This is a genomic window from Caballeronia sp. INML2 (assembly GCF_023631365.1).
Taxonomy (GTDB): domain Bacteria; phylum Pseudomonadota; class Gammaproteobacteria; order Burkholderiales; family Burkholderiaceae; genus Caballeronia; species Caballeronia turbans.
In genome coordinates this window covers 1-13652 of record NZ_JALQDH010000054.1, presented here as the reverse complement: position 1 = coordinate 13652, position 13652 = coordinate 1, and the positions used below count along the sequence as shown (strand labels likewise).

At 63.7% G+C, this 13652-nt stretch carries 13 protein-coding genes; 4 read left to right on the top strand and 9 right to left on the bottom strand.

From position 1 onward, the window contains the following. Positions 1–154 precede the first annotated feature (154 nt). The 9 genes from NCT32_RS20025 to NCT32_RS19985 all read right to left on the bottom strand — a co-directional run bounded on the left by NCT32_RS20025 (position 155) and on the right by NCT32_RS19985 (position 8507). Entirely contained in the window at positions 155–547 is a 393-nt protein-coding gene (locus NCT32_RS20025) for a hypothetical protein (RefSeq protein WP_061121952.1), read from the bottom strand. Between the two features lie 74 nt (positions 548–621). Continuing rightward, positions 622–1131 carry a formaldehyde-activating enzyme gene (fae, locus tag NCT32_RS20020; RefSeq protein WP_061121951.1) on the bottom strand — a complete coding sequence of 170 codons (510 nt, stop codon included), beginning with the start codon at positions 1129–1131 and terminating at the stop codon, positions 622–624. A 171-nt stretch (positions 1132–1302) separates the two neighbouring features. Then, positions 1303–2175 (bottom strand): triphosphoribosyl-dephospho-CoA synthase, encoded by an 873-nt coding sequence (locus NCT32_RS20015; RefSeq protein WP_061121950.1) that lies wholly within the window; start codon positions 2173–2175, stop codon positions 1303–1305. Beyond that, on the bottom strand, positions 2162–3100 hold the full coding sequence (locus NCT32_RS20010; RefSeq protein ID WP_250477512.1) for a RimK family alpha-L-glutamate ligase: 939 nt from the start codon (positions 3098–3100) through the stop codon (positions 2162–2164). Before NCT32_RS20010 ends, NCT32_RS20015 begins: the two co-directional genes overlap by 14 nt. After that, on the bottom strand, positions 3097–4101 hold the full coding sequence (gene mch, locus NCT32_RS20005; protein ID WP_061121948.1) for a methenyltetrahydromethanopterin cyclohydrolase: 1005 nt from the start codon (positions 4099–4101) through the stop codon (positions 3097–3099). The genes NCT32_RS20010 and mch overlap by 4 nt, the downstream gene beginning before the upstream one ends. Next, on the bottom strand, positions 4098–5273 hold the full coding sequence (locus tag NCT32_RS20000; RefSeq protein ID WP_061121947.1) for an ATP-grasp domain-containing protein: 1176 nt from the start codon (positions 5271–5273) through the stop codon (positions 4098–4100). Before NCT32_RS20000 ends, mch begins: the two co-directional genes overlap by 4 nt. Beyond that, positions 5270–6199 (bottom strand): NAD(P)-dependent methylenetetrahydromethanopterin dehydrogenase, encoded by a 930-nt coding sequence (locus NCT32_RS19995; protein ID WP_061121946.1) that lies wholly within the window; start codon positions 6197–6199, stop codon positions 5270–5272. Before NCT32_RS19995 ends, NCT32_RS20000 begins: the two co-directional genes overlap by 4 nt. Before the next feature lie 57 nt (positions 6200–6256). After that, positions 6257–7297 carry a beta-ribofuranosylaminobenzene 5'-phosphate synthase family protein gene (locus NCT32_RS19990; RefSeq protein WP_061121945.1) on the bottom strand — a complete coding sequence of 347 codons (1041 nt, stop codon included), beginning with the start codon at positions 7295–7297 and terminating at the stop codon, positions 6257–6259. An 826-nt stretch (positions 7298–8123) separates the two neighbouring features. Further along, on the bottom strand, positions 8124–8507 hold the full coding sequence (locus tag NCT32_RS19985) for a 4a-hydroxytetrahydrobiopterin dehydratase (RefSeq protein ID WP_061120721.1): 384 nt from the start codon (positions 8505–8507) through the stop codon (positions 8124–8126). Between the two features lie 354 nt (positions 8508–8861). On the opposite strand from NCT32_RS19985, the gene NCT32_RS19980 reads away from it, so the two are divergent. From NCT32_RS19980 to NCT32_RS19965, 4 genes are all read left to right on the top strand, one after another. Then, positions 8862–10673 carry a methanol/ethanol family PQQ-dependent dehydrogenase gene (locus NCT32_RS19980; RefSeq protein ID WP_061120722.1) on the top strand — a complete coding sequence of 604 codons (1812 nt, stop codon included), beginning with the start codon at positions 8862–8864 and terminating at the stop codon, positions 10671–10673. A gap of 104 nt (positions 10674–10777) precedes the next feature. Continuing rightward, positions 10778–11197, top strand: a complete 420-nt coding sequence (locus tag NCT32_RS19975) for a c-type cytochrome (RefSeq protein WP_061120723.1) — start codon at positions 10778–10780, stop codon at positions 11195–11197. Between the two features lie 62 nt (positions 11198–11259). Then, positions 11260–12171 carry a substrate-binding domain-containing protein gene (locus NCT32_RS19970; RefSeq protein WP_250490493.1) on the top strand — a complete coding sequence of 304 codons (912 nt, stop codon included), beginning with the start codon at positions 11260–11262 and terminating at the stop codon, positions 12169–12171. After that, positions 12168–12935: a hypothetical protein gene (locus NCT32_RS19965; RefSeq protein ID WP_061120725.1), complete on the top strand. Its 768-nt coding sequence runs from the start codon at positions 12168–12170 to the stop codon at positions 12933–12935. Before NCT32_RS19970 ends, NCT32_RS19965 begins: the two co-directional genes overlap by 4 nt. Positions 12936–13652: the final 717 nt, after the last annotated feature.

The following is a 13652-nucleotide window of genomic DNA, read 5'->3' as shown; positions in this document are numbered from 1 at the left end:
TGTGACCGCGGGCGTGTGGAGCTGCTTTCTTTGGTTACTTTCTTTGCAGCAGCAAAGAAAGTGACTGCCGCCCCGCATAGGGGCAGCGCTAATAAACCACGAACAATACGGGATCCGGCAAAAACCCAAGCAAACCACCAAAACCCCCCCGCCCCTACTTCCGCGGCGCAATCCCACAAGCCTTATAAGCATCCCTCTGCAAGTCACGAAACTTCCTCGTCTGAGCCTTCGCGCGATCGACCCGAAACTCCGCCCCACCTTCCCCACCCAGCGTGGCGTATTTAGAAAACGTAGACTGCTCGACGTAGTCATCATAAGTAAGCACATCAGCGATCTTGTCGATCGCACAAGAGCACTTGTACACGTTGGCGAAATCGTGCCCATTGTCGTCCATGCATCCGAGCACATATTCCACGCGTCCTTCGGTGGGATAGTCGTGAGTCCTGGCGGGCGCGCCACCGCCCCCAGCACCCGTCGCTGCAAGCGAAAGCGGCGAAATCAGCGAGAGGCAGGTGAGCACCGTCAACGCGCAGCAACGTGGGGTCATGCGATAAGCCTCGTAATGTCGTCGATTCGAAGCGGCCGGCACGCAAACAACATAAAACGCACCGGCCATGCACATCAGCTCGGCGAGAACGGATGCGACATCGTTCCCTTCTTCGATACTACCTCCTGCGCGGAAGGCTCGCCCGCCACCGCGCGCGCAATGGCCTCCTTCGTCGCCTGATAGTTGAAGTCGTGGATCTTCTGGTCGTTATCCGCCTCCCAGTGGATGAACACGCCAACGCAGATGAACAGGTCGTCGGCTTCATCGGCGGGAATGACGCCGCCTTCCACGCTGTCCGCAACGGCCATCGCCACCGCACGCTGCGCCGGGCCGAACATCTGCACCGCCTGCTTCGCGCCCTTGATCGTCACCTTGTTGAAGAGAATCGTGTTTGGCTTGGTCAGCAGATTCGGCGCGACCACCGCGAGCAGCGATGTGAAGCCATCCTTGTTGTTCGTGAGCGCGTGGCAGAACGCGGTCTCGGCAGCCGAACCTCTCGGTCCGATGATCAAGTCGATGTGCGCGACTTCATTGCCATCGCCGACGAGCGACTCTCCCACCATGACGCGGTTGATCTTGGCCATGCTGTTCCTCCAGTGATGTGTGGTTCCAGGGACTAGCGACTTGCTCTCGACTCGCGACGGTCAGACCCAAAGCCGCGCAAGGCTCGCGGTTCGCCCGATTTCCGATGCGACCGCTCAACCGCGAACTTCCTAACATGTTCCGTGCCAATTTTTGATCCGCGCGGGCAGACTTCATGCATTCTTCGACGACGCCACCAGCGCGACGAAGAGCGTCGCCACCGCGAGGTCCGCGCTCGTGCCCGGGTTGATGCCGCGCGCCTTCAGTTCGGCGTCCCAGTCATCGAGCGCCCGCGACTCGACGGGACTGCCCGACATGCGCCATTGCGCGCGATGCCGCACCGCGTCGCGCGTGACACTTTGCGCCACCGCCGCGCCCTGCTTGCGCACTATGTGCGAATCGGGCCAGCCCGAGAGAAATGTAAGGAATGCGTCGAGCATCGCGCGATGCGCCGTCGATGCCGCGACTTCGCCCGCTGCGTCGAGGCCCGCGCCGAAGACTTCGGCGAAACCGTTCTCATACTGACGCGCGATGCTGTCGCGATCCGCCGCGAGCGTCATCGCCGCGCGCAGAGTCACGGTCGGCGGCGCGTGCACGGGCTGCTCGGGCGCGTCGCCGAGGCCGCCCGGATTGGCGAGCGCAATCGCGCGGTAGGCGAGGCGCGCATCGTCCACATCAAGGTCCGCGAGCACGCGTTGCGTCGCCCCATGCCAGCGCGCCGCGTCGATCGATGCGTTCGCATCGAAAGCATCGAGCGCGGCGCACAAGGGCGCGGCAAGCAGCACGATGCCGAGATTCGTATTGCAGCCGACCGCATCGAACGTGCGGCGCACGGCGTCGAGAATGCGCGCGCCCACGCGTGCGTGCGGCGTGAAAAGCCCCGCCGCCGCCGTGCCCGCGCTCGCGATGAATTGCGCCGACGTCATGCCGTGCCCCGCGCTCGCGACGCTCACATTTCCCGGTTTTCTCGTCTCCACGTCGAGCAGGCACGCGCGCAGGAACGCGGTGCGCGCGCGCACGGCGAGCGGTGCGTCAGAAGCGTTCATCGCCGCTGGCGAGCGCGAGCGCGCCCTTCGATGCGGGCAGCTTGCGATCGAGCAGGTCGTCGACGAGCAGCGCCGCGATATCGACCGGCGTCACCGATTGCAGGCCGCGCCATGCCGCGACGCCATTCACTTCGAGCACGACCGGACGCTCGTCCTCGGACGGAATCAGATCGACGCCTGCATAGTCGAGCCCGAGCGCCGCGGTCGCGCGCACGGCGACGTCCGTGAGCGCGGGCGACAGTTCCGCCGGCTCGCAGCGCGCGCCGCGCGCATAGTTGTGAATCCAGTCCTCGCCGCCAACGCGCTTCATCGCAGCGACGGCCCGCCCGCCGATCACGAGCACGCGCCAGTCGAAGCCGGGCGCGCCCGCATCGACATAACGCTGCAGATAGGCCACCTGACTGAACGATTTGAGCGACGGCAATCTCAAGCCGGGTTTCTTCAGGCCTTTGCCCTGCGACCCGAAAAGCGGCTTCATCACCACCTGCCGCCCGGCGGCCGCCTCGCGCATCAGCACGCGCTGCGCATGCGCCGGGGATTCGCCGGCCCACGTCGCGGGCGTCGGCACGCCGTAGCGATTGAGCAGAAAGCTCGTCATCGACTTGTCGACGCTGCGCTCGATCGCGCGAGCATCGTTATAGACGGGCACGCCGCACTCGCAGAGCGCGTGCAGGATGCCGAGGCGCAACGTCACCTGCTCGAAGGTGCCGCCCGCGATGCCGCGCACCAGCACCGCGTCGGGCAGCGTGTGACCGAACCCGGGAATCGCGAGGCCGTGCGGCTTCCATGTCGTGTCGATGCGGCAGTCCGCGAGATCGACGCAGCGCGCTTCCACATCGCGCGCGCGGAAGGCTTTTTTCAGGCGGCCGGTGTGCCAGCCGGTTTCATCGGTCATGATCGCCACACGCAATGCAGGCAAGGTCATGACGCGTCTCCGAGCCATTGCGCGTCGAGCAGCGGCTTGTCGACCCTGCCGCCGTGATAGGTCGCGCCGCTTTCCAGGCTCGACACCCACACTTGCGCGGGCGCGAAGAGCGCCGGGTCGATCTGATAGAAGTCGTAGTTGAACGACGTGAAGATGTCGGCGAACGGACGGCCATAGTCGCGCGCATTCGACGACGGCAGTTCGGCGGCGAGGCGCTTCGCGGCCGCGTCGCTTTTCACGGTCAGATGCACGCGGCCGCCGTAGAGAATCGCGTCGTTGGTGCGGCCCATCGCGGCGATGCCGTCGGGCGCGGGCGGCGGAAGCGGCGCGCTGCCGCTGCCTTCGACGACTTCCCCCAGATCGACGCCCAGCACGTGCGTCTTGTGCAGCGCGACTTCCACGACGCGCGCGACGACCTGCACCGTGCCCGCGACAGATTGTGTCGGCGTCACGGCGATCACGAGATGCTCCGGCGCGAGGCCGCAATCGTTGAGCACCTTGTCGATGACGACCTGCGGCGGCAGACGATCCACTTCCATCACGAGCGCGCCGCGATCGTGCCGGTCGCGATAGCCGAGCTCGTCGAAGAGCGGCTCCTTGCACGCGAGTGCGCGCGCCGGGCCCGAGCCGAGCGAGAAAAATTTCTTGCCGCCCGTCTGCTCCTTGGTCGCCGACAGACTCCAGCCCGCGTACTGGCTCGCGAGGCATGCAAGCACCGGATTGCTCGTATGCACCTCGATGAAGTCAGGCCAGAGCGGCGCGCTATCGTAGGCGACGCGACGCGCGACGCGCCCGAGACCACCCATGCAGATGCGCGCGATCAATATGCCGGCCTCGGCGCTGCCTTTGGCATTCACGCCCGCATCGACGATGACGGTGCCGCCGTCCGTGCGAGTCACATCGACGCGAAGGCGCGCGGCATCGTCGATGAGACGCGCGACGAGCCGCGCACTCGATGCGTTGACGCTCACCGCGCCGTCAGCCTGAAAAGTCGAAGTCATGATGTACAGAGGGTTTCGATGCGTTGCAGAATGCGCGCGTGCTCGCGATCCAGCGCGTCGCGCAGGTCGCAAAACGCGGGCGCGGACACGGTCATCGTGCAGACCGGCTGGCCCGCTTCGATTCGCGCGCCGGCGAGCGGCACGTCGTGGCACGCGGGATCGTCGAAGCATGCGTCGCTGAATGCGCGCGATGCGGTGAAGCCTTCGCGCGCGAACACGACGCGCTGCCCCGCATGAAGCGATGGCGTGCGCGCGGCCGTGTCGGACGTGTGCGGCAAGTCGCCGTGCAGACACGCATCCAGATGCGCGCCGATCAAGCCGCGCGGCCACGCGTCGGGCCAGGCGGCTTCGTAGAGCGCCATCGTCGAGGACGGGCGCGTGTTGATTTCGAGCACGCTGAACGTGTCGCCGTCGAGCAGGAAGTCGATGCTGTTCAGGCCAGTGAGGTCCGTTTGCCAGACGATCCTGTCGATGGCCTCGACGATGCGCGCCGCGATGTGCCACGGCAACTGCACCGGCCCGAGCGAGCCCGCGTGCACGAAGGGCAGGCGTCCCGCAGCGACTGTCAGTTGCTCCGCGAAGCCGATCACCGCGGCCTCGCGATGGGCGGCGACGAAAAGCGCGGACATCGAGCGGCCTTTCGCGAGCCGCTGAAAATACGCGCCGGCGGGTGCGCGCTCGACGTCCTCGGCCCATTCGATATGCGTGCCGCCGCAACCGTCGGAGCGCTTGACGAGCCAGCCGCTGCGATCGGCGGGAGGCGTGTAGCGCACATCCGGGTGCGCGACCTGCGCCTCGTCGAGCAACGCGAAAAAGCGCCGCGGATCGCGTACCGCGGCCGCCTGCGCCCCGTTGCCGATGAAGCGCGGCACGCGTGGCGCGCGCGCGAGTTCTCCCGCGAGCGGTTCGAGGCCGCTCGTCACGATGAGACCGAGCATGCGCGGCAGGCGCGCCGCGCGTTCGAGCGCATCGTAGAGACGCGCGCGATCGATCGAGAGTCCGTTGCCGCCGATATCGAACCACATGCCCGCGTGCGCGCGCGTGTCGCGGTCGCCGAAAATATCGAGCGCGACGACATTCAGCCCCGCGCGCGCCGCCGATTGCGCGACAAGCCGCGCCGACAATCCCGCGACGGCGACGCGCGGCGCGCGGGATTCATCGGCTGAAGTCATGAGCTTTGTCCGGCAACGATCGCGCGGGCTTCGTCGAACGCTTCGGGAAAGCCGAGATAAACGGGTTTGCCGCCGGTGCGCATGCGCAGGAAGAGACGGTGTTCGGCCTGATACTTCACGTTGCCGATCGCGAGCGCGCCGATGCCTACGGCGTCCGCGCGCGCGGCGCCCGCGAGCGGCTTGCCGTCGTCCATCACGTTGACGCCGGCGATGCCTTCGGGCGGCACGGCGTTGACATCGGCGGCGATCAGCAGGTTCTTCGCGTGGGCGAGATCGGCGGAGGTCATCACCTGCACGCCGGCCACGGCGGTGGCGAACACCACTTCCGCGCGGGCGAGCTCGCGATGCAGTTGATCCGGCGAGCCGGTCGCGATGCCCGACGTCGCGATATCGAAGCGGCGATTGATCTCGTCGCTCACCTGCGTCGCGCGCGAATGGCTCGAATGGCTCGCGACGGCGACGTCCGCGCCGAGCGATGCGGCCATCGCCGCCGCCACGCGCCCGACTGCGCCCGTGCCGCCGAGTATGAGCACGCGCTTGCCGCCGAGATCGACCGAATGCGCGGCTCGCAGATGCTTTTCCGCGAGCGCGACGAGCGCCGCGGCCGTCGTGTACGCGCCGCTCGGATCGGCGAAGACGGAGACCTCGAAGGGCGGGACCATCGCGTTGCGGGCTTTTTCGAGCATGTCGGCGGCGAGCATCACGTCCCGCCCGCCGATGAAGATGCCGGTGCGCGACACGCCCTTCGGCCCGCGCGAGAAGATCGCGTCCTGCGTGAGCTGCACGACGCTGTCCTCGTCGACATTGCAGTAGGGCACGAGGATCTGATAGCCAGCGTCGGCGGCCATGTTCACGTCGAACGGGCTCATTTGCGGCGTGCTGGTGAACATGTGCAGGACGTAGGGTCGTTCGGTGGCTTCGGGCATGGCGATGGACTCGTTGGGCGTTGGTGTCGATTGAATCTGTCGATGCGCGCTGCGTGCTCAGGCCGCGTTCGCGCCGTGATGACGATGATCGGCCGCGCGCCACGTCGCGCCGCGATTGCGTCCCGCGGCGACCGTGAACGTGAGCGGCACGCCTTGCGAGACGCGTTGCGCGGCCGCGAGCGCGCGCCCGGCGTCCTGTGCGCTCGCGACGAACGCGAAGCCGACCGGGCCCCACGACGTCTGGCCGATGCCCGCTTTCACCTCGGCGGCGACGGCTTCGAGCGCCCGCGCCACGGCGGGGCTTGCGAACACGCCGCCTTGCACGGGCGCGAAGTATTCGCCGATGGTCTGCTGCAGGTCGCAGAGGGCGTCGGCGTAGGTGTCGAAATCGCTTTCCGCGACGGCGGGCAGGATGCGCATCAGCACGAGATGGGAGAGATGCGCGGCGAGCGTCGCGGGGAAGGGCGCGAGCGACGCGAGGCCGCGCTTTTCTTCGTCGCCGTGGAGGCCTTCGCGCGAGGTGTCGTCGATGAGCAGCACGCGCCATGCTTCCGGGAACGGCTGGCGCGCGATGAGCGGCGGCAGTGATGTGGCGGACGCGTTGCGTACGTCGCGCCCGCCATCGACGATCAGGCCGCCGTGATCGAATCCATGTATGCCGATGCCGGAGCGCGCGCCGCGCCCGAGTATGCGGGCGATATCGGCGGTGGTGGTGGCATGGCCGCGCACGCGGGCGAATGCGGTTCCTAGCGCAAGTGCCAGTTGTGTGCCGGAGCCGAGGCCCGTGTGGGCGCGCGGTGTTTCGTGTACTTCGATATCGACTGTCGGGCCGTGGCCCATTGCCGCTTCGAGTTGCGCGAGATGCTGTTCGATGCGTTCGCGCTGGCCGTCGTTGATCGTGCCTTCGATGATCGGGGTTTGTCTCGATGCTGGCGCTTGCCGCGCGGTGAGTCGCGTTCCGTGGGCGTCGATGGCGAGGCCCGCGCTGCCGAAGGCGCGGCCCAGCGAGCCGTTCGGATCGATGAAGCCGAGATGCAGGCGCGATGGGGATTCCACTGTGATCGCCGCGGGCGATATGCGTCGGGAGGTGGTCGGCATCGGGGTGGGCTTCCTCTTAAGCGCGGGTTTTTTTTACGGCCTTTTGGATAGGCAAATCCTGTACCAGGAGGGTTTGGGTTTTTTTTTCGCTGGATCCCGTATTGGTGTTGGTCTATTAGCACTGCCCCTGTGCGGGGCGGCAGTCACTTTCTTTGCTGCTGCAAAGAAAGTAACCAAAGAAAGCAGCTTGTTAGGCCCGCGGTCACACGCAGTTTGGCCATGCTTGCCATGTGATCGTGGGCTGCCTAAGTGTCGCCCTCAAAGGTTTGACCGGGCTTGGATCGCGCACGGTCTGACAAGCTAGTACTCAAAAGACGCTGGTTCAGCACCAAATAGCGCCGGCACAGCGCTACGCGCTGCCGCTGGGTTTGCAAGGGAAACCAACGGTGTACAGGGGCAGTGCATTGAGGTGGAAGCGTCAGCAAAGAAGCGCACGCGGACCCGATTGACCCAACGGCCGCGAAGCGGGCTGGAGCTATTTGGTGCTGAACCGCTCCGCTGTGCGACGCGCGGTGACAGACCGTGCGCGATCCAAGCCCGGTGTGGCCTATGAGGGCGACACTTAGGCAGCCCACGATGGGCTGGCAAGCGTGGCCAAACTGCGTGTGACCGCGGGCGTGTGGAGCTGCTTTCTTTGGTTACTTTCTTTGCAGCAGCAAAGAAAGTGACTGCCGCCCCGCACAGGGGCAGTGCTAATAAACCAAAAAGAAATCGGGATCCGGCGAAAGCCGTTCTTCGCAGCAGCAAAGAAAGCGACTGCCGCCCCGCAAAGGGGCAGTGCTAATAGACCAACACCAAAACGGGTCCCGCCGAAAGCAAAAAAGCCCTACGAAGCCTCGTCATACTTGATATAGCGAAACCGCTGATCATCGGAAGGTGTCCCATCCAAAGGCCCATCTTCCTTCCCCGGCTGCCACTGAATAACTTCTTCGATCTTGGAGGCCAGAGCAAAGTCCTTATCAGTGATCCCTTTAGCGGAATGCGTCTTGAGCTTGACGATAACGAACGCATAAGAAACGGTGAGGTCCGGATGATGCCACGCCGCTTCCGCGAGATGCCCCACGGTATTGACGACCATGAGCGTGCCTTTCCAGCTTTCGGTCTTGAACTTGCGCCTGAGCCAGCCATCCTCCACGTACCAGTGCTTGAGCGCGCCAGTCAGACGTTGCTTGATTTCCTCGTCGGAATAGACCTTTTCGGCTTGAGCCATGGCAAAGCCTCCATAAGAGAGCAGCGAACCACCCAAGTATGCGCCAAACAAAACATGCTGCATCGCGTCATGTCACACGATCCGCCGCCGCCGTTCAATTTTTCGCGTATTTGACACAGTATGTGTCGCCACCCGACAAGCACCCGTCCGCTTGCGACACCTTTCCCCGCCCAATTCCCGATTTGAAGCTGTGCAACTTAAACCGGCATGGAATATGCAATTGGCCTCTCTACGCAAGCGTCCGGCTATGTACCGGACCAAGCGCAGCTCGTTACCTGCATTTGAAGGCGCGCACGATGCAACCTGGTAGCGTGGTCATCCCTGGGTCGGAGGCATCACCATTCTGGAGGAGACATGAACTTACGCACCCTGGTTCTTGGACTGGCGGTGGTCGCGACGGCTGGCCTGAATTCATATGTGGCCCAGGCCGACTCGCAGCTCGACAGCCTGATCAAGAATCCCTCGAACTGGGCGGCGCAAGCGGGCGATTATTCGAATCACCGCTATAGCACGCTCAAGCAAATCAACGAAAACAACGTCGGCAAGCTACAGGTTGCCTGGACCATGTCGACTGGTGTGCTGCGCGGCCATGAAGGCTCGCCGCTCGTCATCGGCGACACGATGTACATCCACTCGCCGTTTCCCAACAAGGTTATCGCCATCAACCTGAAGGATCAGACCTTCATCTGGCAATACCAGCCGAAGCAGGACAATCAGGTCATCTCGGTGATGTGCTGCGATACGGTCAACCGTGGCCTTGCATATGGCGACGGCAAGATCTTCCTCCAGCAAGCCGATACGAAGCTCGTCGCGCTCGACGCCAAAACCGGCGACGTGGTCTGGACCGCGCAGAACGGCGATCCGAAGAAGGGCGAAACAAACACCAACGCGCCGCACGTTTTCGGCGACAAGGTGCTGACCGGCATCTCGGGCGGTGAGTTCGGCGTGCGCGGACGTCTCGTCGCATACAACATCAAGGACGGCAAGGAAGTCTGGAAGGCATACAGCGTCGGCCCCGACAACGAAATGCTGATCGACCCGCAGTCGACCATGACCTGGGCCGACGGCAAGATGGCGCCCGTCGGTGCGGACTCGTCGCTCAAGAGCTGGCAGGGCGATCAGTGGAAGTACGGCGGCGGAACGACGTGGGGCTGGTACGCCTGGGATCCGAAGCTCAACCTTGTGTACTACGGCTCGGGCAATCCGGGCACGTGGAACCCGACGCAGCGTCCGGGCGACAACAAGTGGTCGATGACGATCTTCGCGCGCGATCTCAACACGGGCAAGGCGAAGTGGGTCTATCAGATGACGCCTCACGACGAGTGGGACTACGACGGCGTCAACGAGATGATCCTCTCCGATCTGAACATCGGCGGCAAGAAGGTGCCGGCGATCGTTCACTTCGACCGCAACGGCTTCGGCTACACGCTGAATCGCGAATCGGGCGAACTGCTCGTCGCGCAGAAGTACGACCCGGCGGTGAACTGGGCCGACAGCGTCGATCTGAAGAGCGGTCTGCCGATCCGCAATGCGAGCTATTCGACGCAGAAGGCCGGTCCCGATCACAACGTCAAGAACATCTGCCCCGCGGCGCTCGGCTCGAAGGACCAGCAGCCGGCCGCATTCGATCCGAACTCCAGCTTGTTCCTCGTGCCGACGAATCACGTCTGCATGGACTACGAGCCGTTCCAGGTCGATTACGTGTCGGGTCAGCCGTTCGTCGGCGCAACGCTCTCGATGTACCCGGGCCCGAACGAGAACGGCGCAATGGGTAACTTCATCGCGTGGGATGCGGCGAAGGGCAAGATCGTGTGGTCCAAGCCGGAGAAGTTCTCGGTATGGTCCGGCGCGCTCGCGACCGCTGGCGGCATCGTGTTCTACGGCACGCTCGAAGGCTATATCAAGGCAGTGCGCATCAAGGACGGCAAGGAGCTGTGGAAGTTCAAGACGCCGTCGGGCGTCATCGGCAACGTGTTCACGTACCAGTACCAGGGCAAGCAATATGTCGGCGTGTACTCGGGCATCGGCGGCTGGGCCGGCATCGGCATGGCGGCGGGTCTCGAGAAGTCGACGGAAGGCCTGGGCGCGGTCGGCGGCTACAAGGAGCTCGCGAAGTACACGGCGCTCGGCGGCACGCTCTTCGTGTTCGCGATTCCCGGCGGTTGATCCGCGTAGTTGATGTGCGCCAGTCGATGGCGATGCGCGGCGGCTGCAACGGCCGCCGCGCCGAAGTACCCCTATATACAAGACATGTTCAAGGAGTCAGACGTATGAAAGGCCGATCACTCTTGCTGCTGGCGATGACGCTCGTTGCGTCGTCCGCTTCGTTTGCCCAGACGCCTGCGGGCACGGGGCAAATGAAGCCGGTCGCGTACAAGGTCGTCGATGGCAACAAGGTCGACAACGACACGCTGCAAGGCTGGAAGACCTGGCGCGCGCTGGCGTGCGAACGTTGTCACGGGGCGAAGCAGGAAGGGATGGTCGGCCCGTCGCTGATCGATGCATTCAAGACGCTGGACAAGAACGAGTTCCATCGCACGGTATTCGGCGGGCGCGTGGACAAGGGCATGCCCGATTTCAGTTCCAGTCAGATGATGCAGAAGAACTGGGAGAACCTCTTCGCCTATCTGAAGGGACGCTCCGATGGCAAGATCAACCCGGGCGACCTGCAGGCAATCGATGCAAAATAAGGACGTTGCACGGCCGATGAACGGCTAACGTCCGATGATTGCTCTCATACCCGGAGGTGTCGATGTCTGATCGTAATGCAAGCCGCGCCGCTTCGTTCCGATTCCTGGCCGCGCTGTGCGCGGCATTCGCGACGTTCTCGGCGCAACAGGTGCTCGCGCAAGGCGCGGGCGGACCACCCCCCGACTTGCCGAATAACGATGGCGCGGACGGCGTGCTGCGCGTGTGCGCCGATCCCAACAACATGCCGCTCTCGAACAAGAAGGGCGAGGGTTACGAGAACAAGATCGCGAGCCAGATGGCCAGCGATTTCGGCTACAAGCTCGAATACACGTACTGGCCGCAACGCATGGGATTCGTGCGCAACACATTGCGTGAGAAGGTGCCGCAGACGGAGCGCTTCAAATGCGATCTGATCATCGGCGTGCCGAAGGGCTACGAGCTCACTGCGACCACGCGTCCCTATCTGCATTCCACCTACGCGATGGTGTTCCCGAACAAGCCCGAATACGCGAGCATCAAATCGCCGTCGGACCTGATGAATCTGCCGCCCGAGCAGTTGAAGAAGATGAAGCTCGGCATCTTCGTGAAGAGCCCCGCGACGGACTGGCTGCTCAGTCATGACCTGATCGGGCAGGCGGTGTCGTATCAGGGGCAAAGCGGCGATCCTGAGGCCTTTCCGGGCGAGATGATCGAGCGTGATCTGGCGCAGGGCAACGTGGATGCGGCTTTCGTATGGGGGCCGATCGCGGGCTACTTCGTGAATCGCTCCGATAACAAGGTGCGCCTCGTGCCGTTCCCGCCGGGCCAGCCGGTCCGTTTCGATTATGAGATTTCGATGGGCGTGCGATACGGCGAAAAGGCGTGGCGTGACAAGGTCGATAACTGGATCGCATCGAAACAGCCGAAGATCGATCAGATTCTGTCGAGCTATCAGGTTCCATTGCTGCCGTTGCAGCCGGTAAGCGCGCAATGAAGCGAACATACGGGCGTTCCCTTCGCGCGTGGGCCGTTGCGTGCGCTGCGCTGTCGATGTCGGCCGGTGTGGCCGCAGCCGATGCGCCGGCTGCGGGCGCGTCCGCGCCGGGCGTCGACATCAAGCCGGCCGAGCAGTTGATCTTCATGCAGCCGCACATGAACGGTGTCGAGCCGCAGACCGAGCTCGACTACGCGGTGGATTATTCCGGGCCGCCATCCCGGGTGAAAGATACGCTGCGCGTGCTCGTCGTGAGTCCGGGTAACAACAAGAACGACGCGCATGTGTCAGATCGGACCGGCGACGTGAATGTGCCGGGCGGGCTGCCGTGCAATCCGGCGATCATCTATTTTCTCGAGCACGACATCGCGGAGATGGAGCAGTTGACGGGCGGTCAGCGGCGCTATTTCCAGCAGCGCGTGCGCATGGCGCTTGCGGCGGGGCCGGCGATCACGCCAGTGTCGAGTGAGTCGCTTGGGCTCGGCAAGCATGAGAAGGCCCGGCAAATCGTCATACAGCCTTATTTGAACGATCCCAATGCCGAGCGCTTTAGCAAGTACACGGGCAAGCGCTATACGTTCGTCATGGCCGACGATGTGCCCGGGCGGTTGCTCATGATTCGCACCGAAGTGCCGGGGGAAGGTAACGATTTTGCACATCCTTTGCAGAAGGACACGATTGCCTATCAGGGGATGTTCAGAAATATGAACCAGCCGGGGAGTGCACCGGTTAAGGCTTCGAATGCGCCGCGGGCTAGTCGGTGAATCGGTTTTTTTTCGCCCGATCCCGTTTTGTCTGTGGTTTATTAGCGTTGCCCCTATGCGGGGCGGCAGTCACTTTCTTTGCTGCTGCAAAGAAAGTAACCAAAGAAAGCAGCTTGTTAGGCCCGCGGTCACACGCAGTTTGGCCACGCGTGCCAGCCGATCGTGGGCTGCCTAAGTGTCGCCCTCATAGGCCCAGTCGGGCTTGGCTCGCGCACGGTCTGTCGCCCCGCGTCGCATAGCCAATTGGTTCAGCACCAAATAGCTTCGGCACAGCGCTACGCGCTGCCGCCGGGTCCACAAGGGAAACCAGCGAAGCACCCACGCAGTGAGATGGAAGCATTAGCAAGACATTACGGGCGGACCCGATTGACCCAACGGCCGCGAAGCGGGCCGGAGCCATTTGGTGCTGAACCGCTCCGCTGTGCGATGCGAGGCGACAGACCGTGCGCGAGCCAAGCCCGGTTAGTCCTTTGAGGGCGACACTTAGGCAGCCCACGGTCACCTGGCAAGCATGGCCAAAGTGCGTGTGACCGCGGGCGTGTGGAGCTGCTTTCTTTGGTTACTTGTATATTGACTCCAAGTATTCGGAAACTATCTTTCCACTTACTCGAAGCGGTAGCCCGTTTGTGTTACATGGGCTCGCAGCCCGAAAGAAAGCTGGTGGCGCCGCTTCTCCTTACCGCTTTGAACCCGAACAGTTGACTGAGCCTCGAGCTC

Bases quoted from the DNA above. Each gene is read 5' to 3' on its own strand.
- NCT32_RS20025 (WP_061121952.1), bottom strand. From the start codon at position 547: ATGACCCCACGTTGCTGCGCGTTGACGGTGCTCACCTGCCTCTCGCTG.
- fae (WP_061121951.1), bottom strand. From the start codon at position 1,131: ATGGCCAAGATCAACCGCGTCATGGTGGGAGAGTCGCTCGTCGGCGAT.
- NCT32_RS20015 (WP_061121950.1), bottom strand. From the start codon at position 2,175: ATGAACGCTTCTGACGCACCGCTCGCCGTGCGCGCGCGCACCGCGTTC.
- NCT32_RS20010 (WP_250477512.1), bottom strand. From the start codon at position 3,100: ATGACCTTGCCTGCATTGCGTGTGGCGATCATGACCGATGAAACCGGC.
- mch (WP_061121948.1), bottom strand. From the start codon at position 4,101: ATGACTTCGACTTTTCAGGCTGACGGCGCGGTGAGCGTCAACGCATCG.
- NCT32_RS20000 (WP_061121947.1), bottom strand. From the start codon at position 5,273: ATGACTTCAGCCGATGAATCCCGCGCGCCGCGCGTCGCCGTCGCGGGA.
- NCT32_RS19995 (WP_061121946.1), bottom strand. From the start codon at position 6,199: ATGCCCGAAGCCACCGAACGACCCTACGTCCTGCACATGTTCACCAGC.
- NCT32_RS19990 (WP_061121945.1), bottom strand. From the start codon at position 7,297: ATGCCGACCACCTCCCGACGCATATCGCCCGCGGCGATCACAGTGGAA.
- NCT32_RS19985 (WP_061120721.1), bottom strand. From the start codon at position 8,507: ATGGCTCAAGCCGAAAAGGTCTATTCCGACGAGGAAATCAAGCAACGT.
- NCT32_RS19980 (WP_061120722.1), top strand. From the start codon at position 8,862: ATGAACTTACGCACCCTGGTTCTTGGACTGGCGGTGGTCGCGACGGCT.
- NCT32_RS19975 (WP_061120723.1), top strand. From the start codon at position 10,778: ATGAAAGGCCGATCACTCTTGCTGCTGGCGATGACGCTCGTTGCGTCG.
- NCT32_RS19970 (WP_250490493.1), top strand. From the start codon at position 11,260: ATGTCTGATCGTAATGCAAGCCGCGCCGCTTCGTTCCGATTCCTGGCC.
- NCT32_RS19965 (WP_061120725.1), top strand. From the start codon at position 12,168: ATGAAGCGAACATACGGGCGTTCCCTTCGCGCGTGGGCCGTTGCGTGC.